Here is a 19,773-nt window from a genome sequence, read left to right as displayed (position 1 = left end):
AGACAGCGTACGAGTCGTGGAAGCCCCGGGCAGTGCTGCTCCCATGCCACTGTGACGGCTTGTCACAGCCGTTGGAGCCGATCGGATGGGAGCCGGACCCCACTGGAGCTGCATCAGCGGGTGCGGAGCCTGCTGCCGACTGGACCCGGAGCTAAGGGGCGAGGCCCTCGAGGTGCTCAGCGACGAGCAGCGGCAGCTGTACCTGTCGATGGTGGGAGCAGACGGCTGGTGCCGCCACTTCAACACTGGGTCCAGAACCTGCCGGATCTATGCCGAGAGGCCCGACTTCTGCCGGGTGGGGGCCCTGGCCCAGCTGTTCGCCGTGGCCGACGAATCCGGCGAAGCCTTCGCGATCGCCTGCTGCCGTCAGCAGATCCGAGAGGAATATGGGGGGCGTTCCATTGTGTTGCGTCGGTTCGAGCGGGCCACCCGGCAGCCGGGTGGCCGCAGAGCGGCCCAGCCCGCCTCCGACCTCCTGATCCAGCCATGAGCGACAGCGTCGACCCCAGCGCCAGTCCGGAGCCCGTGGTGCCGGAGCCAGACTCAGAACCCGCCGGTGAAGCGAGCGGCTTCGAAACCGATGGCGAAGCAACGGTGACCACGGAACCGATGGATTTCATGGCGGTGGCCCTCACCACCTTCACCACGGTCTTCCTGGCCGAACTGGGCGACAAGACCCAGCTGGCGGCTCTGCTGCTCTCGGCCGAATCCGGGCGGCCCGGCCTGGTATTCGCCGGAGCCGCCCTGGCCCTGATCTGCTCCAGCCTGGTGGGGGTGTTGCTTGGCCGCTGGTTGGCCGCGGTGATGCCCGCCCAGCGCCTGGAGCGGATTTCTGGGGTGCTGATGGTGTCCCTCGGCCTCTGGCTGGGGGGTCAGGCCAGCCTGGGCCTGCTCCAGCCTGTCCTGACCTTGCCCAATCCCTGAGATCCCCCCGGTCCAGCCATGCAGCTGCCCCTCCTGGCCTCCACCTTCCTGACGGTGTTCGTGGCCGAACTGGGCGACAAGACCCAGCTCACGATCGTGACGATCAGCGGCACCTCCAGCAACACCCTGGCGGTGTTCCTGGGCAGCGCGGGGGCCCTGGTGCTCGCCAGCCTGCTGGGAGCCCTGGCGGGGGGCTCGCTCTCCAGCCTGATCCCCCCTGATGCTCTGCAGCTGGCGGCCTCGCTGGGCTTCCTGGTGATCGGTCTGCGGCTGATCCTGCGCTCCGGAACCGACGCTCCGTAAAGTTGTTGCCGGAGACATCGATGCCCCGGGGCTTCGCTGCATGCCCCTGCCGGCTTCCTGCCGCGCGCCTCACCTCCAACTCCGCGTTGTCTGTTCGATGAAGTTCACGGTCGCCCATCTGCTCGACCAGCTCCCCGCCGCTGATGCCCTGCCGGTGGCCAGGCTCGAGAAAGCGCTTGGCCTGAGCCTCAAGCCGGACAAGTCCCAGTTGCGCATTGCCCTGGAGGGCCTGAGCCGGCTGGGGGTGCTGGTGGAAACCGAGGACGGCATCCAGCGGCGTCAGGACGACACCCTGATCGAAGCCCGTCTGCGCTGCTCCAGCAAGGGCTTCTGCTTTGCCCTGCGCGAGGACGGTGGTGAAGACATCTACATCCGGGATCACCAGCTCAACCACGCCTGGAACGGCGACCGCGTGCTGGTGCGCATCACCAGGGAAGGGGGGCGCCGCCGCTCTCCCGAAGGGGGTGTCCAGTGCATCCTCGAGCGGGCCACCACTCACCTGCTCGCCCAGGTGGAACAGCAGGAGGACCGACTCCTGGCCGTCCCCCTCGACGACCGGCTGCTGACTTCGGTGGAGCTGCCTGGCTCTGACGCCAGCTACCTGGATCCCGAGAAGCAGTCGGTGGTGGAGGTGCTGCTCGACCGCTATCCGGTGGCGCAGTTCCCACCCCTGGGCCACGTCGAGCGGCGGCTGCCGATCAATGGCGGTGAGGAAGCCGATCTCGATCTGCTGCTCACCAAGCACGGACTGCGCCAGCGCCCGGCTGCCCCTCGCTCGAGCCTGAAGGCTCCCGGCGAGAAAGGCCGCACCGACCTGACGGCCCTGTCCACCCTGGTGCTCAACAGCTGGAGTGGTGCGGACGCCCCCATCCTGCCAGCCATCTCCCTGGAGGAAGGCGAGGAGGGCCTGAGGATCTGGGTCCATGTGCCTGCCCTGGCGGAGCGGCTCACCCCCGGCGGCAGCCTCGATCTCTGGCTGCGGGACCAGGCTGAATCCATCTGCCTCGGCCGCCGCTGGCTGCCCATGCTCAGCCCGGCCCTGGGCAAGGCCGCCGCCTTCAAGCCCGGTGAGGTGCAGGCCGCCGTTTCGGTGGGCCTGCGTTGCAACGACCAGGGAGAGCTGAGCGACTACCGCTTTGCGCTCACCAGCGTCAAGGTGGACGCGGTGGTGGATGACGCCGCCCTGCAGGCCCTGGCGGACCGCAAGCCCAAGGCCCGCACCACCCCGGCGGCGCTGAAGCCGATCAAGGATCAGCTGCCCCAGCTGGAGCGGCTGGTGGAGATCACGGCGCTGCTGCGCCAGCGGCGGCTTGAGGCCGGATCCCTGGAGCTTGATCTCCCCCGCCCCAGCCTGGAGGCTCTGGGAGACCTCTGCATCCCCGCCCCGGAGGAACGTCGCCATGGCTGGATGGTGCAGCTGCCGGCCCACCGACCCACCGCTCTGCTGCGCGAGCTGGTGATCCTCGCCGGCCGTGCCCTCGGTACCCACCTGGCGGCCCTCGGGCTGCCGGCCCTGTTTGCCGTCAACCCTGCGGCGGAGGGCTCCGAGATCAATGAGGTGGCCAAGGCGGCCCTCGGTCTCGACATCCCTGTGGAGCTGAGCGACGACGGCAATGCCCCGGCCGCCCACGACCTGGTGGCCATCTTCGCGGCCACCGACCGCAGCAGGGTGCTGCAACGTCAGCTCAGCGACGTCATTCCTCCCGTCCAGCTGAGCGCCACGGCGGAGGCCCATCAGTTGGCCTGCGAGCCGGCCGCTTACGCCCCCTGGTGCCTGCCCTCCCTGCACTACGCCGATCTCTGGAACCAGCAGGTGCTGGTGCTGCTGCTCACCGAAGGCAAGGACCGTCCCAGTGTGCGCCACAAGACCAGGGTCGACCTGGCCAGCGCCAGCTGCCACGGCACGATCGACTGGCCGCTGCTCACCCCCACCCAGCTCGCCGAGCTGCAGCAGGGCCGCAGCGATGCAATGGTGCAGCGGCTCAACGGCCGGGCACGCTTTGCGGCCGACGTGGAGGCCGACCTGGTGGCCATGGCCCAGGCCCGGGCGGCGGAACCCCTGGTGGGCCAGACCCTCACCGGCGTGATCAGCGGCGTGCAGAGCTACGGCTTCTTCGTGGAGATCCCCCCCTCCCAGGTGGAGGGTCTGGTGCACGTGAGTTCCCTGAAGGACGACTGGTACGAATACCGCTCCCGCCAGAACCGTCTGGTGGGCCGAAAGAACCGCCGTACCTACATGCTTGGTGATCAGGTGGAGGTTCAGATCCAGAACGTCGACGCTCTGCGCCATCAGATCGATCTGGCCGTGCTGCTGCCAGAAGGCGAGGAGGAGGGCGTCGAGGACGGAATCGAGAAGGGCAGCCCGACAGTGGATGCCGGCTCCGAAGACCGGGGGGATTGAGTGATGGACCCGGTGGTTCTGGCGGTGTCGGGTGCCTCCGCCATGCCCCTGGCCGAGCGCGCCCTTCAGCTGCTGCTGGAGGCCGGTGAAACGGTCGAACTGATCGTCAGCCGCGGCGCCCTCGGGGTCTGGCTGGCGGAGCAGGGGGTGCGCATTCCGGCCGAACCCGATCTCCAGACCCGGTTCTGGCGGGAGCGCACGGGCACAGGCACCGGCTCGTTGCGCTGCCACCGATGGAACGACCAGGCGGCGGCGATCGCCAGTGGCAGCTTCCGCACCCGCGGCATGGTGATCCTGCCGGCGAGCATGGGAACAGTGGGGCGCATCGCCAGCGGCGTGGCTCTCGACCTGGTGGAGCGGGTGGCTGATGTACACCTCAAGGAGGGACGGCCCCTGGTGATTGCTCCCAGGGAGATGCCCTGGAACCTGGTGCACCTGCGCAACCTGACGGCCCTGGCCGAGGCGGGGGCACGCATCTCACCACCGATCCCCGCCTGGTATCACCACCCCACCAGCCTGGAGGACATGGTCGACTTTCTGGTGATCCGGGTGTTCGATGGCCTGGGCTACGACCTCGGCGCCCTGCGGCGCTGGGATGGTCCGGTGGCCGCCGCGGCCAGCCTCTGAGCACCGCCTGCCGGTCTGTTTCGCGGACTGATCTCTCCTCTGTGCTGCAACGCCTCCTGCTTCTGCCTCTGCTGGCCCCACTGCTGGCCGTGCTTCTGGTGGCGGCCTTCAACCCCACCCCCCCCACTCGCCTGCGGCTGCTGATCTGGACATCGCCGGCCCTGCCGATCGGGGCCTGGATGGCCCTGGCGGCCAGCGGTGGCGCAGCCCTCAGCGCCGGTCTGACGGCCCTGGCCCTGCAGCAATCGGGTGATCAGCCCCTGCGGCGGCGATCGGTGCAACCCCTTGGAGCCCGCGATCGGCGCGAATCTGAACCCTGGGAGGAGATGCCCGAGCCCGAGGCGAGGCGCCAGAGGCACCAGCCGCCCACGGACAGCGCCGGCCCCGAGCGGGCGCCCCAGGATCCGCCGCCCACCCTCTCAGTGCCGTTCCGGATCCTGCGCACCGGCAGCGGCGACGGTCCTGCCGGCACCCCCGCCGCGGCCACGCCCTCCACCAGCCCGGATGCCGAGGGCTGGGAGGTGCCCGCCGGCGACGACTGGTGAGGCCCCCCAGGAACCTGGAGCACCTCGGAGAAGCGGCGATGGAGTGCCGTGCGGGGATGCCTAAAGTCGGATCAGTGTTTCGAGCCGAGGCTCCATCCCGTGAGCGACTCCGCCAGCCCCGCACCGAAGCCTGCTCCTGCGGCAGCCAAGGTCAAGCCGCCGGCTCTGGAGGACAAGCCCTTTGCCGAGTTCATTCCCGAGATCTTCCTGCCGGCCCTTCTCAAGGCGATCACAGCCTTCGGCGGTGCGACTCCGCAGCTGAGTTTCGTGCAGGCAGCCATGCCGGTGGTGGGCAGCTCCTGCTGGCAGGTCATGGGCACCTTCCCGGGAGAACGCCGGTTCTGGCTCTGCTTCACCGAGGCCAGCATCAGCTCCGCCAAGACCATCTCCCTGGCTGAGGGGGGCAGTGAGCCGAGCCTGCTGGAGTCATTCCTGATCGACGAGAAGAAGACGACCCTGCCCCTGCTGGTCTCACGGGTGGTCTCCCGGCTGAACAGCCAGAAGTGGCTGGGGCCCAACTGAGCCGCCAGACCAAACCCCAACGACCACTCCACAGCTGCTTCACATCCGGACCGTGAGCGCTGAAAGCCCTTCTACGATGGAGCGAACACTCCGCTGGTCTGCTCGCATGGTGCCCCCCGTCGCTGCGCCCACCGCCTCCCGTGGCACCAACGCCCCTGAAGCCCAGGCCTTCAAGGAGCCGGTGAAGGACACGATCCTCACCCCCCGCTTCTACACCACGGATTTCGAGGCGATGGCCGCCATGGATCTGCGGCCCAACGAGCAGGAGCTCGAAGCGATCTGCGAGGAGTTCCGCAAGGACTACAACCGCCACCACTTCGTGCGCAACGAGGAGTTCGACGGCGCCGCCGACAAGCTCGATCCCGAAACCCGCAAGGTGTTCGTGGAGTTCCTTGAGCAGAGCTGCACCTCGGAGTTCTCCGGATTCCTGCTCTACAAGGAGCTGAGCCGCCGGATCAAGGAGAAGAATCCACTGCTGGCGGAGTGTTTTGCCCACATGGCCCGGGATGAGGCGCGCCATGCCGGATTCCTGAACAAGTCGATGGGTGATTTCGGCCTGCAGCTGGATCTCGGCTTCCTCACCGCCAACAAGGCCTACACCTTCTTCAAACCGAAGTTCATCTTCTACGCCACCTACCTCTCCGAGAAGATCGGCTACTGGCGTTACATCGCCATCTACCGCCACCTGCAGAAGCACCCCGAAAGCAAGATCTTCCCGATCTTCAACTTCTTTGAGAACTGGTGCCAGGACGAGAACCGCCACGGCGATTTCTTCGATGCCCTGATGAAGGCCCAGCCCGACACCGTCCGTGGTCTGCAGGCCCGGCTGTGGTGCCGCTTCTTCCTTCTGGCGGTCTTCGCCACCATGTACGTGCGCGATGTGGCCCGCAAGGAGTTCTACGAGGCGCTCGGTCTCGATGCCCGCGAGTACGACAGGATGGTGATCGCCAAGACCAACGAAACGTCGGCCCGCGTCTTCCCCGTCGTGCTCAATGTGGAGCATCCCAAGTTCTACACACGCCTGGAGCGGATCGTCACCAACAACGCCGCCCTCAGCGAGGCCGAGGCCAGCGAAGCCCCGGCCCCGATCAGGGCCCTGCGCAAGCTCCCCTACTGGATGGCCAATGGCCTGGAGATGGCCAAGCTGTTCCTGATGGCGCCGATCCGCAGCGAGGAGTTTCAGCCTGCCGTGCGCTGAGGGTCAGCCTGGTTAGCCTGACGGTCCTCTCTGAACCGTCTTGCTCGCCACTCCCACTCCCTCACTGACGGCTTCCCTGACGGGCGACAGCCTCGACAATCGCTGGCGTGACCGGCTCGAGACCGTGCTGGCCGCCGGCGCTGCCGCCGGAGCCAGCCTGGTGGAGGTGTTCCTCGAGAGCACCGACCACATCGGTCTGCTGGCGGAGCAGGAGCGCATCACCAACGTCAGTCCGGCCTTCGGCCGTGGGGCTGGCCTGAGGGTGTTCCTGGGAGACCGCGACGGCTTCGTCTCCACCAACGACCTGAGCGAGGCCGGCCTGCTTCAGGCCCTCGATCAGGCCCTGGGCATGCTGGGGCTCACGCGCAGCAACCTCGGCGCCCACGGCTTCCCCGGCCTGGCCTCCCTGCGCGACCACGGGGCCAGCAAGGAGAACTGGCTGCAGCATTGCCCCGGCCTGGAAGAGTCCACAGCGCGTCTGCTGGAAGCCACGGCACTCCTGGATCACCATGGAGAGCACTTCCAGGCGCGCCGCGGCAGCTACGCCCGCGACTGGCAGGAGGTGCTGGTGGCCGCCAGCGACGGCACCTTCGCCCGTGACATCCGGCTGCACCAGTCGGTGGGGATCAACGCCCTGGCGGCCGACGGGGACCACCGCGCCAGCCTGGGGCGACGCTATGGCAGCTCGGGTCGCCCGGATGATCTGCGCCAGTGGGATGCCCAGGCCTCGGCGGTGGATCTCTGCGCCAGCGCCCGATCCATGCTCTATGCCGACTACGTGGACGCGGGCACCTATCCCGTGGTGCTGGCCAACCGCTTCGGCGGGGTGATCTTCCACGAAGCCTGCGGCCACCTGCTTGAAACCACCCAGGTGGAGCGGGGCACCACCCCCTTCGCCGACAAGGTGGGCGACACGATTGCCCACGAGGCCGTCACCGCCGTGGATGAAGGACTCAGTGATGGGGCCTTCGGCAGCCTCTCGATGGACGACGAGGGCATGGAGCCCGAGCGCACGGTTCTGATCGAGAACGGTGTCCTGCAGCGCTTTCTCTCCGACCGCGCCGGCGAGCTGCGCACCGGCCATGCCCGCACCGGCAGCGGCCGGCGCCAGAGCCACAACTTCGCCGCCGCCAGCCGCATGCGCAACACCTTCATCGCCGCCGGCCCCCACAGCCCCGAGCAGCTGATCGGCTCGGTTGACCGGGGGCTGTATTGCAAGTCGATGGGGGGAGGCAGTGTGGGCCCCACCGGCCAGTTCAACTTCGCCGTGGAGGAGGGCTATCTGATCGAAGACGGCCAGCTCACCAAACCGGTGAAGGGGGCCACGCTGATCGGCGAGGCCAAGGAGGTGATGCCGCGCATCTCGATGTGCGCCAACGATCTGGAGCTGGCTGCAGGCTTCTGCGGCTCAGTGAGCGGCAGCATCTTCGTGACCGTGGGGCAGCCCCACATCAAGGTGGACACCATCACCGTGGGGGGGCGCTGATCATGGCCAACTCCACCAGCCTCCACGCCAGCGATCTGGCCGAGCAGCTGCAGACCCTGGCCTCAGAGCTGGGGGTGAGCCGCTGGGACCTGGGCGCCGCCTGCAGCACCGACACCTCGGTGCAGGTGGACCGGGGAGAGGCCAAGCAGCTCAAGGGAGCCCAGCGCAGCTCGATCACGGTGCGGGCCTGGAACGGCCACGGGCTGGTGGGCATCACCAGCACCACCGATCTCTCCCCCGCCGGCCTGGCCCGGGCCCTCGGCGGCGCCCGGGATGCCAGTGCCTACGGCAATCCCGATGACACGCCAGGCTTCTCGCCCCTGGCCACGGCACCCCTGGCCCCGCTGGATCAACCCCTGAGCGAACCCCGGGGCATCCTCGAGTTGCTCGAAACCCTCAAGCAGGCCGAAGCTGAGTTACTGGGCCGCCATCAGGCCATCAGCACGGTTCCTTACAACGGTCTGGCCCAACGCAGCAGCCAGCGGATCTACCTCAACAGCGAAGGGGCCTGCCGAGAGCAGCAGCTGAGCACCGCCAGCCTCTACCTCTACGCCCGCGCCGAGGAAGACGGCCGCAAGCCACGCAGCAGCGGCGCCGTGCGCCTGGCCTATGGCGCCGAGCAGCTGGATGTGGCCGGTTGCATCGAGGAAGCCGCTGAGCGCACGATCCAGCACCTCGACTACGCCCCGATCGCCACCGGCCACTACACCTGCGTGTTCAGCCCAGAGGCCTTTCTCGACCTGATCGGCGCCTTCAGCAGCCTCTTCAATGCCCGCGCCGTGCTTGATGGGGTCAGCCTCAGCCAGCGCGACTCGCTGGGGACTCAGCTGGCGGTGCCCTTCCTCTCGATCCACGACAACGGGCTGCACCCAGGCAACATCGGAGCCACCAGCTTCGATGGCGAGGGCACGCCCGTGGCGCGCCTGCCGCTGGTGGAAGGAGGATTCCTGCGACATTTCCTGCACTCGGAAGCCACGGCCCGCGCTTTCGCTGTGGCCCCCACCGGCCATGCCGGCCTGGGGGCCAAGGTGTCGGTGGGGCCCCACTGGTACGAGATCGGCCCTGCCGGCAGCTCCGATGAGCAGACCGGCGCCCGGGGCCTTGATCGCTTCAGCCAGGACGGCATCGTCTGGATCGATTCGCTCTCGGCGCTCCATGCCGGCGTCAAGGCCAGCCAGGGATCGTTCTCCCTCCCCTTCGACGGCTGGTTGATCCAGGGCGGCGAAGCCCGCTCGATCGAAGCCGCCACCGTGGCCGGCGACATCCGCGCCGTCCTCAAGGGACTGCTGGGCTTCGAAGGGGAGCCCAAGGTCACCCCCGACGGCGTTTGCCCGATGGTGTGGGTGGAAGGTCTCTCGATCACCGGCGACGCCTGAGGCCAGCAGAGCGAGGAGCCGGCGATGAAGATCCTGTTCTGGGGCACCCCGGCCTACGCGGTGCCCAGCCTTGAGGCGCTGCGGGCAGCGGGCCATGAGCTGGTGGGGGTGGTCAGTCAGCCCGATCGCCGCCGCGGACGGGGCTCGGCGTTGGTGACCTCGGCCGTGAAGGCCCGGGCGCTGGAGCTGGGTCTGCCGGTGTTCACCCCCAGCCGCATCCGGCGTGAACCCGAGCTGCAGGCGCAGCTGGCGGCCCTAGGGGCGGAGGCGTCGGTGGTGGTGGCCTTCGGGCAACTGTTGCCTCCCGATGTGCTGGCCCAGCCGCCGCTGGGCTGCTGGAACGGCCATGGCTCGCTGCTGCCCCGCTGGCGTGGCGCCGCCCCGATCCAGTGGTGCCTGATCGAAGGCGACGCCGAGACCGGCGTGGGGATCATGGCCATGGAAGAGGGTCTCGACACGGGCCCGGTGCTGCTGGAGCGGCGCCTCTCGATCGGGCTGCTGGAGAACGCGGACCAGCTCGGGGAGCGCCTGAGCCGGCTCACCGCCGAGCTGCTGGTGGAGGCGATGCCCCGGATTGCTGCGGCGGGGCCGGGCGCTGAAACCGACCGCTGGCAGCGGCTTGGACTCCATCCCCAGCTCCAGGAGGGCCTCACCCACGCCCGCCTGCTGCAGAAGGACGACTACGCGATCAGCTGGAACGCGCAGTGCCTGGCGATCCACCGGCGGGTGATGGGACTGCATCCCGGCGCGCACACCAAGTGGCGCGGCAAGCGGCTCAAGCTGCTGGCCAGCGAACCACTGGTGCAGCGGCTGGCCGATCAGCTCACGCCCGCCGGCGCCCAACTGGCTGTCCGTTGGAGTGAGCCGGGCCGCGCCGAACTGGCTGAAGCCAAGGCCGCTGAACCCGGATGTGTGCTGGAGCTGGTCCGCGGCGTGGGCCTGGTGGTGGCTACCGGCGGCTGCCCCTTCCTGATCCGCGAGGCGCAGCTGGAGGGAAAGCGTGCTGCGACGGGCGAGGCCCTGATCCAGCAACTGGGGGCACAGGTGGGAGATCGGTTGGGCTGAGGGGCCAGTCCCTCTGTTCAGCCCCGACCCCTGGGGCGGGTCTCCCGCGAAAGCGGTTGGCTGCGGGGCGAGCCACTGCGCGGCCCGTTGCGCCGAGGCGCTGAAGAACCAGGGCCACCGCGCTGGCCACCGCCACGGCGGCCTCCCTTGCCCCGCCCGCCACTGAGATCCAGGGGCGGCGCCGAGAGGATCGTGGGCTCGAAGCCTGGGATCTCCGCTCGGGGCAGGGGATTGCCGATCAGCTTCTCGATTGCGCGCAGCAGTTCGTGTTCCTCGGCGGCCACAAGGGAGAGCGCATGGCCGCTCTGGCCGGCCCGGCCGGTACGGCCGATCCGGTGCACGTAGTCCTCGGCCACGTTGGGCAGATCCAGATTGACCACATGGGGCAGTTGCTCGATGTCGAGGCCGCGGGCGGCGAGGTCGGTGGCCACCAGCACCCTCAGCTCCCCGCTCTTGAAACTCGCCAGGGCGCGGGTGCGGGCCCCCTGGCTCTTGTTGCCGTGGATGGCCATGGAGGTGACACCCTCCTGGCTCAGGCGGTCGGCCAGCCGGTTCGCGCCGTGTTTGGTGCGGGAGAAGACCAGCACCTGCTGCCAGTTGTTGCTGCGGATCAGGTGGGAGAGCAGGTCTCCTTTGCGGGCCATGTCGCAGGGATGCATCACCTGCTCCACCAGGGGGGCCGCACGGTTCTCGGGTGTGGCCTGCAGCTGCAGGGGCTGATGCAGCAGCCCGTGGGCCAGCCTGCGGATCGAGGGATTGAAGGTGGCTGAGAACAGCAGGTTCTGACGCCTGGGAGGGAGCAGGGCCAGGATCTTCTGGATGTCGCGGATGAAACCCATGTCGAGCATGCGGTCGGCTTCATCCAGCACCAGGATCTCGAGCCGGTCGAAACGGATCGCGTTCTGCTGGTAGAGATCCATCAGACGGCCGGGGGTGGCCACCAGCACGTCGGCGCCGCGACGCAGCCGCTGCATCTGGGGATTGATCTTGACGCCGCCGAAGACCACGTCGCCGCGCAGGTCGAGGAAGCGGCCATAGGCCTGGACACTTTCCGCCACCTGGGCAGCCAGCTCCCGGGTGGGGGTGAGCACCAGAGCACGGACCTGGTTGTTGCGGGCATGGGGCCCATGCCGCAGCCGCTCCAGCATCGGAAGGGTGAAGCCGGCGGTCTTGCCGGTGCCGGTCTGGGCGGCGGCCATCACATCACGGCCGCCGAGCACCGCCGGAATCGACTGCACCTGGATCGGTGAGGGGCAGGTGTAGCCCTTCAGCGCAATTGCTTTGAGCAGTGGCTCAGACAACCCGAAGGAGGCGAAATCCTGAACCGGGCTTCCGGAAGTGGCTGGATCGGCCCCTGAAACGACAGGGCTGATCTGCTCCTCTCCCGGAGCTGGGTGGGTCAGACGGGAAATCGGAGCAATCCTCACGGGACACCTAACCTAGGAGAACAGGGCTGTGGCGATGGGAACAGTGGCCAGACCCTCGGATCCATGTCTTGATGTGGCGATGATTACCACCCTCTCCAGCCGTGGTCGTCGGGGCACCCCGGGAGCGGCCTACTGGCGCCTGCATCCCCCCACCCCCTGGAAGACCACCCAGGCCCTGCTGGAGCAGGAGAGTGTGGCCCAACCGCACCAGCAACCCCAACCGCTGAACGGCGAGCAGTCCCTTCCCGCCTCGGTGGAGGCCGTCCCGGAGGCGGCCAGACCAGTGCAGAGCAGCGAAGCCATCGCCGCCGAGCCACACCGGCAGCACTCACCCCACGGCCAGCCCGAGCCCATCGGCAGAACCTTGCTGATGCTGTTCCTGTGGGCCGTGCTGCTGCTGATCGATGCGGCCATGGCCCTCAGGGAGCTGGCTGCTCAGCTGGCCCCGCACGGAACAGAGAAAGCCCCCCGAAGCCGCCGCAACCGACGAACCCAGGGGGCCTTGCCAGGGGATTGGCCGGCGCCGCTGGCCAGCCTTCCCTGAGGGCTGGAACAGTTGCTCAGCGGGAGGCGCCAGCCCCCGCAGCCACCTTGCCCACGCCAAGGGAGCGCAGCTCCTGCAACAGGCTCTGCAGCACCTGCTTGGCGTCGCCGAACACCATTGAGGTCTGGGGCAGCTCAAAGAGGTCGTTGCGGATGCCGGCATAGCCCGATCCCAGGCTGCGTTTGACCACGAACACCGTGCGGGCCTGATCCACCTCCAGCACAGGCATCCCGTAGAGGGGGCTGGCCGGGTCGTTCTTGGCGCGGGGATTGACCACGTCGTTGGCCCCCAGCACGATCACCACATCGGTGCGCGGGAAGTCGGGGTTGATTGCATCCATCTCGACCAGCTGGTCGTAAGGAACATCGGCTTCCGCCAGCAGCACGTTCATGTGGCCCGGCATGCGTCCGGCCACCGGGTGAATGGCGTAGCGCACCTCGATGCCGTGCTGCTCGAGCAGACGGGCGAGCTCCTTGAGGCTGTGCTGAGCCTGGGCCACGGCCAGGCCGTAGCCGGGAACGAAGATCACCCGCTCGGCCGCCTCCAGGGTGAGGGCACATTCCTCGGGGCTGCAGGAGGTCACATTCGTGTACTCCTCACGGCCACCATCGCCATCACCGGTCTGGCTCGATCCGGCACCCAGGGCGCCACCGAACAGCACGGAGGTGAGCGAGCGGTTCATGGCCGTGCACATCACCTGGGTGAGGATCAGGCCGGCCGCGCCCACCATGGCGCCCGCCACGATCAGCAGCTCGCTGCCCACAACGAAACCGGCAGCGGCAGCCGCCACCCCGGAATAGGAGTTGAGCAGGGAGATCACCACTGGCATATCGGCACCGCCCACGGGCAGGGTCAGACCCACCCCCAGCAGCAGGGCCAGCACCGTGAGGGGGGCCAGAGCCACGGGAACCCCCTTGAGCACCAGCGCGCAGCAGGCCAGACAGGCCAGCGCCAGGAGGATGTTCACCGCATGGCGCTGGGGGCGCAGGGTCCAGTCGGGGGTCCCCAGCCACTCCTGCAGCTTGCCCATCGCCACCAGAGAGCCACTGAAGGTGATGGCACCCACCAGCACCGACACCAGCACCGAGACCTGCCCCACAAGGTTCAGGGGGGTGGGCAGCTGCACGGCACCGATCGCCACCAGCAACGACGACATGCCGCCGCAGCCGTTGAAGAGCGCCACGGTCTCGGGCATGGAGGTCATCGCCACCCGAAGGGCGAGCACGGCACCGAGGCCGCCGCCGATGCCCAGCCCCAGAAGCATCCAGGGCCAGCCGCCCAGACCCTGCTGCAGCAGCAGGCCCACCACTGCCAGGCCGAGGGCCAGAGCAGCCAGGCCATTGGCGCTGCGGGCCGTGCGGATCTTGGCCAGTCCCTTGAGCCCGAAGGCCAGCAGCAGAACGGAGCCGAGTTCGATCGTCAGTTCAATCATCAGTTCGCCTCCCTGCGGCGGAACATCGCCAGCATCCGGTCAGTCACGAGGAACCCTCCCACCACGTTGAACAGGGCAAAGCCCAGGGCCACGGCCCCGATCAGCTTCAGAGCAGGGGTGGGAGCCTGACCGATCAGGGCAAGCGCGGCCAGCAGGGTGATGCCGCTGATGGCATTGGCCCCGGACATCAACGGCGTGTGCAGCGTGGGGGGCACCTTGCCGATCAGTTCAAGCCCCAGCAGGCTTCCAAGCACCAGAACCCAGAGGGCGGCGGTGCCACCGAGATGACCGCTCATGCCGTCACCTCCTCGAGGCTGGGCCAGAGATCGGGGCGGCGACAGGCGCCCGCGTGGGAGATCAGACAGGGGTCGAGCAATGGATCCTCGGGGTTAAGTTGCAGGCCTTCTTCCGCGAACAGGGGCTCGAGGAAGGAAGTCAGGTTGCGGGCGTAGAGGGCGCTGGCATGGTGTGGCACCGAGGCCGGCAGGTTGGAGGAGCCGATGATGCGCACCCCTCCGATCTCCACGGTGCGGTCGAGCTGGCTGCCGGCACAGTTGCCACCGGTGGACACCGCCAGGTCCACCACCACCGAGCCGGGGCGCAGGGCCAAGAGCATTTCTTCGGTGATCAGCAACGGCGCGGGCCGCCCTGGCACCTGGGCGGTTGTGATCACCGCGTCGGCTTCGGCCAGATGGGTGGTGAGCTGCTGACGCTGGGCCTCGAGGAAGGCGGCTCCGGCCTCGCGGGCATAGCCCCCTGCTTCACCCGGGGCCTCACGGCTGGGGGGATCAATGAAGCGGGCCCCCAGCGACTCCACCTGTTCCTTGGCGGCGGGACGCACGTCGCTCACCTTCACCACCGCTCCAAGGCGGCGCGCCGTGGCCACCGCCTGCAGACCGGCCACGCCGGCGCCCAGCACCAGGACCTTGGCGGGCTGCACCGTGCCGGCGGCGGTCATCAGCATCGGGAAGAAGCGATCCAGTTCGCTCGCTGCCAGCAGCACCGCCTTGTAGCCGGCGATATTGGCCTGGGAGGAGAGCACATCCATCGACTGGGCGCGGCTGATGCGCGGCAGCAGCTCCATGGCCAGAGTTGAGAGCCCCCTGCTGCTGAGCCGCTCGATCAGGGCACGGTTCAGGTAGGGATCAAGCAGGCCCACCAGCACGCAGCCGGAGGGGAGACGCTCGAGTCCCCCCGATCCCCCGTCGGATTCCTGCAGAGGTGGCTGCACGCAGAGCACCAGTTCGGCGCCGCTCCAGGTGTCGGGGCAGCCCTTGGTCACGATCGAGGCCCCTGCCTCGCTGAAGGCGTCATCGCTGAATCCGGCTTCCAGCCCTGCGCCGGCCTCGATGAACACCTCGGATTTCTTGGCGACCAGCCGGCGCACCGTTTCAGGTGTGGCGGCGACGCGCCGTTCCCCCACCCGGCTTTCGATGGGAACCAAGACCCTGACCACAGACAACTCCAGCGGTGCTCACCTCCTCCATTGAGGGTCCGCGTGGTGGAGAGACGCAAGTCGCCTCTGAACGTTGTGTTCAAGCCACCACACAGAGGCGTGCCTGCCCCGGTCGGCCACGGTGATGGCGTGCCTCTGTCACGAGGGCTACCCCAAAGCTGCTCCGCGCTGTTTAGCAAGAGAGGGCAGTTCTGCGCTGATCCCCATCCATGGCCTCCTTCACGATCACCCTCGAAGACGGCAAGTCGTTCAGTTGCCCCGACGACCAGTACATCCTCGATGCCGCCGAGGAGCAGTCGATCGATCTGCCCTACTCCTGCCGCGCAGGGGCCTGCAGCACCTGTGCCGGCAAGATCCTCTCCGGCAGCGTCGACCAGTCGGACCAGAGCTTCCTTGATGACGAGCAGATCGCCGAAGGCTTCGCGCTGCTCTGCGTCAGCTATCCACTCTCAGACTGCACGATCAAGCCCAACGTCGAAGACGACCTCTGAAGCCGGCCCTGGAGGCAGACGACCAGCGGTTCAGATCGCCTCCAGATCCCTGTAGGCCGCCGACCAGGTGGCCTGATCGAGCCGCTCCATCGCTTCTTCGGCCGTGGCGGCCCGGCTGGCGAGGCCCTCCCGCACCGCCGCCAGCGCCACGGCTTCGGCAACGGCTCGCGACACCGGCCGCACCTCCGTCAGCTCGGGCATCAGCGGTGCGCTGGAATCCTGGGAAGCTGGAATCCGATCAGCCAGGGCGTCGAGCCCGGCATCGATCATCGCTTCGCTCACCTGCACGGCCCCCACCGCCACGCTGGCGAAACCCAGACCGGGAAACAGGAAACAGTTGTTGCACTGCCCGATCCGGCGATGGCTCCCCTGCCAGGCCACCGGCTCGAAGGGGCTGCCGCTGGCCACCAGGGCCCGACCTGCCGTCCAGTCGTAGAGATCGGCGGGGGCGGCCTCAGCCAGGCGCGTGGGATTGGAGAGCGGCAAAATGATTGGCCGCTCCACCGCCGCGGCCATCGTTTCCACCACCGTGCGGGTGAAGGCTCCGGCCACGGTGGAGGTGCCGATCAGCACGGTGGGTTTCACCCCCCGCACCACCTCCAGGAGGCCGATCCGGCCGGATTGATCGCGCCCGTACGACTCCCGCTCCGACGGATCCCTGGCCAGGGCCCTGGCCATGGGGGTGAGGCCGGGCTGATCCGCCAGCACCAGACCCTCGCGATCGATGGCCCAGAGGCGTCGGCGCGCCTCAACCTCACTCAGGCCGGCCCTGGTGAGCAGGCGTACCAGGCCTTCGGCGATGCCGCAGCCAGCAGTTCCCGCCCCGAACACCACGATGCGGTGGTCCTCCAGCCGCAGGCCGGCGCCTCGGGAGGCCGCCTGCACCACCGCGCAGGCCACCCCGCGGGTGCCCTGGATGTCGTCGTTGAAGCTGGGCACCCGTTCGCGGTACTCCGCCAGGAGCTGGTGGGCATGACTGGTGCCGAAGTCCTCCCAGTGCAGCAGAGCCCCTGGAAACAACCGTTGCAGAGCCTCCACGGTGCTGCTCAGGAAACGGTCGTAGTCGGAGCCATCGAGGCGAGGGTGACGCCAGCCGGGATAGAAGGGATTCTCCAGCAGCCCGGGGCGATCCGTGCCCACATCCAGCACCAGGGGCAGCACCCGGGAGGGATCCAGGCCGGAGCAGAGGGTGTAGACGGCCAGCTTGCCCAGGCAGATCTCGATGCCGCCGATGCCCTGATCACCGATGCCGAGGATCCCCTGGGAGTCGGTGATCAGGATCAGATCCACCTGCTCTGGCGCCGCCTGGCGCAGCACCGTGTCGATCCTCTCCAGATCCGGTGCCGCCAGGAACACACCCTCAGAGGGGGAGCGGTGATCGAGGCTGAAGCGCTGGATCGCCGAACCCACGGTGGGGGTGTACACGATCGGCATCACCGCCTCGATGTGATCCTCCAGGAAGCGATGGAAGAGGGTGAGGTTCGTCTGGCGCAGGGCCACGGCGAAGCGGAACCGCTCCAGGTCGCTGCCAAGACCGAGAAAGGCCTGCCAATGGCGCTCCACCTGCAGCTCCAGGCTCTCCACCGCATGGGGCAGCAGGCCATCGAGCCCGAACGCCAGGCGTTCGCGGCGGCTGAAGGCCGTTCCCTTGTTGAGGGAGGGATCGGCGAGGAGGTTGCGGCCCCGCAGGCGGGGGCTCACGGGGGGGATCGGGGGAGCCAGGGGGATTCAGCAACCTGGCAGCGGAGCGTAGGCCAGCAGCTCAGAGCAGGCGCATCAGGCAGCCCACCAGGGCCATCACCAGCAGCAGCGCCGAAGCGATGAAGCTGATGGCGAATCCCGGGGCCCGCTGCTCCGGAGCCCGCAGATACCCCACGGCATAGAGCACCCGACCCAGCACCCAGAGGCCCCCGAGCACCGAGGCCACGGTGGGATTGGAGACCAGCACCGCCAACCAGAAAGCCGGCAGGAACACCGCCAGCTGCTCCAGGGTGTTCTGCTGCACCCGAACGGCCCGCTCAAAGGCCGGCGGTCCGGTCATCAGCGGTGGCTTCACCCCATCGCGCAGGCGCGCACGGCCCACCTGCATGGCAGTGGCCTGAAAGGTGATCACGGCCAGCAGGGTGATCAGCCCGGGCAGGGGGGCAATGGTCATGGAGCTCAAACTCAGCCCAGCGACCCACCATGACCCACGGCGGCCACTCCAGCCAGGACTGCCACCATCACCGCCATGGCGATGACGGCCCAGGAGACATGGCTGCGGGCTTCCATCGCAGGTTCACTGCCCTGGATCGGCATTTCCTCGGCATAGAGATTGTCGTGGTTTTCTAGATCGTGGGTATGCATGAAGGCTCCATGAGCTGCCTCCAGCGTGGCCGCAACTGGCGGGTCCTGCCTCTGGAAGCAGGCAGTTGTGACAGAGCTTTGCCGATGTTGACGTGCCCCACATCAACAGCAACAAAAGCGAATCAAGCGAGAGCGATCAACGAGGGTGATCGCCGCACAGGGCGTGGCCTCAGCGCAGGGAACGGATCAGGCCCCGTCGCCGCAGTTCCCGGGCGAACTCGCTGGAGAGCCGGTCCCTGGCCAGCGCGGCACGCCAGCGGCCGTACCAGTCGAGGCAACGCAACACCACCCAGGTGAGAAACAGAACCTGCAGAAAGGGTTTCAGGGTCGGGGCGACCGGGCTCTGGTAGCAAGTTAGGCGCCCTCAAGGCCCGTGTCATCAGCGCCATCGAGGGTCCAGAGCGCCAGGCCACCGCCACGACCCCTGGCCGCCAACCAACCCCTGGCCCTTCCGCCACCGATCAGCGCAAAGAACGGCAGCACCCCGGCCCGCTGCTGCGCGAACGGGAGCGGATGGGGCAGCAGACGGTCGAGGGGCCGCCAGGGGCCCAGCGCCAGGCAGAGGCGCTCGAAGCGGAAGAGCAACAGCGGCCGTTTGCCCTCCAGACGCGCCTGCCCCGAGAAGGTCAGCACGAGGCCTCCCAGCTGAACGCTGTTGTGGATGGCCAGCTCGGCCAGCTCCTGTCCGGGCCCAGGGGCTTCGATCACCAGCCGTGCACCCAGTCCACGCAGGAGACCACTGGCCAGGCCAGCGGGCCGCTCACTCCCCCGCGGCCAAGTGCGCTGCAGACGCCAGGGCCCGATCAGCTGGTCAACCTTCAGGCCACTGCCCTGGCGGCGGCTGATCCTCTCCATCTCGAGCAGCTCCGCCGCTTCGGGGCTGCGGGTCAGTGTCAGGTCCATACCAGGCCTCCATGGGGGCTTGGCCGGGGCCCACCCCTTGAAGGGATCCTGGCTGAGCCCCCTGGAAGGTGGGGACAGCTCCGGGCCATGGCCCATTGCCTGCGCCGGCAAGACCGGTATGACCAGTCCCCTGCACCGAGGCGATGGGTCAAACCGGACGCAAGGCCACCCGCTGGGCGGCCCATCCCATGGCCTGCGCCATGGCCTGGGCGTTCACGCTCATGGCCGGGGCGGGAGCCTCCGCCCGTCTGGCTCCGGGCAGGGTTGGGCATCCTTCACCCCGGCAGGACGCCGTCTTCACCCTCAAGCGCGGTCCACGCCACCTCCCCGCCACAGGTGATCCGGTCTGGCAGCTGCAACTGGACGTTCCAGGGCAGAGGAGCCGCAGCTTCGAGGCCCTGGTGGGCAGGGCCTCCCGTCAGGGAGCGGATCGACACCGGCTGGGCAGCCAGGCGCCCCTGCCGCCTGGGCGTTACCGGCTCACCGACATCAGCGCCATCGAACCCGACGATCCCGTGGAACTCGGGCGGGTGCTCTGGATCGGGCTGGAGCCACAGTTCCCCACGGCGCGCCTTGGCCTGGGAATCCACCACGATCCAAGCGCGGGGCTGGGCCCCGAAAGCGGCACCGATGGCTGCATCGGACTGATCCGCGGCGACGATCTGCGCAGGCTGGCGACACTGCTGGAGGACAGCGGCACCCGGGAGCTTGTGGTGATCCAGTGACG

At 68.3% G+C, this 19,773-nt stretch carries 22 protein-coding genes; 14 read left to right on the top strand and 8 right to left on the bottom strand.

Translation table 11 applies throughout. The annotated features are described in order from the left end of the window. Positions 1-85 precede the first annotated feature (85 nt). The 11 genes from FPZ61_RS07540 (at position 86) to fmt (ending at position 10,447) form a co-directional block, all read left to right on the top strand. Positions 86-490, top strand: coding sequence for a YkgJ family cysteine cluster protein (locus tag FPZ61_RS07540; RefSeq protein ID WP_185465508.1), 405 nt, complete (start codon positions 86-88; stop codon positions 488-490). A 119-nt stretch (positions 491-609) separates the two neighbouring features. Beyond that, positions 610-924, top strand: coding sequence for a TMEM165/GDT1 family protein (locus FPZ61_RS07535; RefSeq protein ID WP_255441465.1), 315 nt, complete (start codon positions 610-612; stop codon positions 922-924). 18 nt (positions 925-942) lie between these two features. After that, positions 943-1,227, top strand: coding sequence for a TMEM165/GDT1 family protein (locus FPZ61_RS07530; protein ID WP_185465506.1), 285 nt, complete (start codon positions 943-945; stop codon positions 1,225-1,227). A gap of 97 nt (positions 1,228-1,324) precedes the next feature. After that, entirely contained in the window at positions 1,325-3,628 is a 2,304-nt protein-coding gene (locus FPZ61_RS07525; RefSeq protein WP_185465505.1) for a ribonuclease R family protein, read from the top strand. A gap of 3 nt (positions 3,629-3,631) precedes the next feature. Beyond that, entirely contained in the window at positions 3,632-4,255 is a 624-nt protein-coding gene (locus FPZ61_RS07520) for a flavin prenyltransferase UbiX (protein WP_185474790.1), read from the top strand. Between the two features lie 41 nt (positions 4,256-4,296). Next, entirely contained in the window at positions 4,297-4,800 is a 504-nt protein-coding gene (locus FPZ61_RS07515) for a hypothetical protein (RefSeq protein ID WP_185465503.1), read from the top strand. 99 nt (positions 4,801-4,899) lie between these two features. After that, on the top strand, positions 4,900-5,322 hold the full coding sequence (locus tag FPZ61_RS07510; RefSeq protein WP_185465502.1) for a DUF2996 domain-containing protein: 423 nt from the start codon (positions 4,900-4,902) through the stop codon (positions 5,320-5,322). A gap of 106 nt (positions 5,323-5,428) precedes the next feature. Next, complete coding sequence (gene acsF, locus FPZ61_RS07505; RefSeq protein ID WP_185465501.1) at positions 5,429-6,520, top strand: magnesium-protoporphyrin IX monomethyl ester (oxidative) cyclase; 1,092 nt, start codon at positions 5,429-5,431, stop codon at positions 6,518-6,520. Between the two features lie 40 nt (positions 6,521-6,560). Beyond that, positions 6,561-8,006 carry a TldD/PmbA family protein gene (locus FPZ61_RS07500; RefSeq protein WP_255441454.1) on the top strand — a complete coding sequence of 482 codons (1,446 nt, stop codon included), beginning with the start codon at positions 6,561-6,563 and terminating at the stop codon, positions 8,004-8,006. 2 nt (positions 8,007-8,008) lie between these two features. Next, entirely contained in the window at positions 8,009-9,382 is a 1,374-nt protein-coding gene (locus tag FPZ61_RS07495; protein WP_185465500.1) for a TldD/PmbA family protein, read from the top strand. 24 nt (positions 9,383-9,406) lie between these two features. Then, a complete protein-coding gene (gene fmt / locus FPZ61_RS07490; RefSeq protein WP_185465499.1) occupies positions 9,407-10,447 on the top strand; it encodes a methionyl-tRNA formyltransferase in 1,041 nt (346 codons plus the stop codon). 17 nt (positions 10,448-10,464) lie between these two features. Here the strand turns inward: fmt and FPZ61_RS07485 are convergent, their stop codons facing one another. Then, positions 10,465-11,748 (bottom strand): DEAD/DEAH box helicase, encoded by a 1,284-nt coding sequence (locus tag FPZ61_RS07485; RefSeq protein WP_185465498.1) that lies wholly within the window; start codon positions 11,746-11,748, stop codon positions 10,465-10,467. 205 nt (positions 11,749-11,953) lie between these two features. Between FPZ61_RS07485 and FPZ61_RS07480 the strand changes: the two genes are divergently transcribed. Further along, complete coding sequence (locus FPZ61_RS07480; protein ID WP_185465497.1) at positions 11,954-12,418, top strand: hypothetical protein; 465 nt, start codon at positions 11,954-11,956, stop codon at positions 12,416-12,418. Between the two features lie 16 nt (positions 12,419-12,434). Here the strand turns inward: FPZ61_RS07480 and FPZ61_RS07475 are convergent, their stop codons facing one another. From FPZ61_RS07475 to FPZ61_RS07465, 3 genes are read right to left on the bottom strand one after another with little or no spacing between them, the layout of a single operon-like run. After that, entirely contained in the window at positions 12,435-13,850 is a 1,416-nt protein-coding gene (locus FPZ61_RS07475) for an NAD(P)(+) transhydrogenase (Re/Si-specific) subunit beta (protein WP_185465496.1), read from the bottom strand. Further along, positions 13,850-14,146 carry an NAD(P) transhydrogenase subunit alpha gene (locus FPZ61_RS07470; protein WP_185465495.1) on the bottom strand — a complete coding sequence of 99 codons (297 nt, stop codon included), beginning with the start codon at positions 14,144-14,146 and terminating at the stop codon, positions 13,850-13,852. The genes FPZ61_RS07475 and FPZ61_RS07470 overlap by 1 nt, the downstream gene beginning before the upstream one ends. Next, on the bottom strand, positions 14,143-15,294 hold the full coding sequence (locus tag FPZ61_RS07465) for an NAD(P) transhydrogenase subunit alpha (protein ID WP_185465494.1): 1,152 nt from the start codon (positions 15,292-15,294) through the stop codon (positions 14,143-14,145). The genes FPZ61_RS07470 and FPZ61_RS07465 overlap by 4 nt, the downstream gene beginning before the upstream one ends. A gap of 221 nt (positions 15,295-15,515) precedes the next feature. Between FPZ61_RS07465 and FPZ61_RS07460 the strand changes: the two genes are divergently transcribed. Further along, complete coding sequence (locus tag FPZ61_RS07460) at positions 15,516-15,797, top strand: 2Fe-2S iron-sulfur cluster-binding protein (protein ID WP_185465493.1); 282 nt, start codon at positions 15,516-15,518, stop codon at positions 15,795-15,797. 30 nt (positions 15,798-15,827) lie between these two features. Here the strand turns inward: FPZ61_RS07460 and FPZ61_RS07455 are convergent, their stop codons facing one another. The 4 genes from FPZ61_RS07455 to FPZ61_RS07440 form a co-directional block, all read right to left on the bottom strand. Further along, positions 15,828-17,498, bottom strand: a complete 1,671-nt coding sequence (locus FPZ61_RS07455; RefSeq protein WP_370594273.1) for an NAD-dependent malic enzyme — start codon at positions 17,496-17,498, stop codon at positions 15,828-15,830. 61 nt (positions 17,499-17,559) lie between these two features. Then, positions 17,560-17,952: an MAPEG family protein gene (locus FPZ61_RS07450; RefSeq protein WP_185465491.1), complete on the bottom strand. Its 393-nt coding sequence runs from the start codon at positions 17,950-17,952 to the stop codon at positions 17,560-17,562. 11 nt (positions 17,953-17,963) lie between these two features. Further along, on the bottom strand, positions 17,964-18,143 hold the full coding sequence (locus FPZ61_RS07445; protein WP_185465490.1) for a hypothetical protein: 180 nt from the start codon (positions 18,141-18,143) through the stop codon (positions 17,964-17,966). A gap of 354 nt (positions 18,144-18,497) precedes the next feature. Beyond that, entirely contained in the window at positions 18,498-19,046 is a 549-nt protein-coding gene (locus FPZ61_RS07440; protein ID WP_185465489.1) for a hypothetical protein, read from the bottom strand. 143 nt (positions 19,047-19,189) lie between these two features. On the opposite strand from FPZ61_RS07440, the gene FPZ61_RS07435 reads away from it, so the two are divergent. Continuing rightward, positions 19,190-19,771 (top strand): L,D-transpeptidase, encoded by a 582-nt coding sequence (locus FPZ61_RS07435; protein WP_255441453.1) that lies wholly within the window; start codon positions 19,190-19,192, stop codon positions 19,769-19,771. Positions 19,772-19,773 lie beyond the last annotated feature (2 nt).

It is taken from the genome of Synechococcus sp. BSA11S (assembly GCF_014224355.1).
Lineage (GTDB): Bacteria > Cyanobacteriota > Cyanobacteriia > PCC-6307 > Cyanobiaceae > Regnicoccus_A.
Note: the sequence above shows the minus strand (reverse complement) of the source record. Positions and strands in the feature narration are given on the sequence as shown.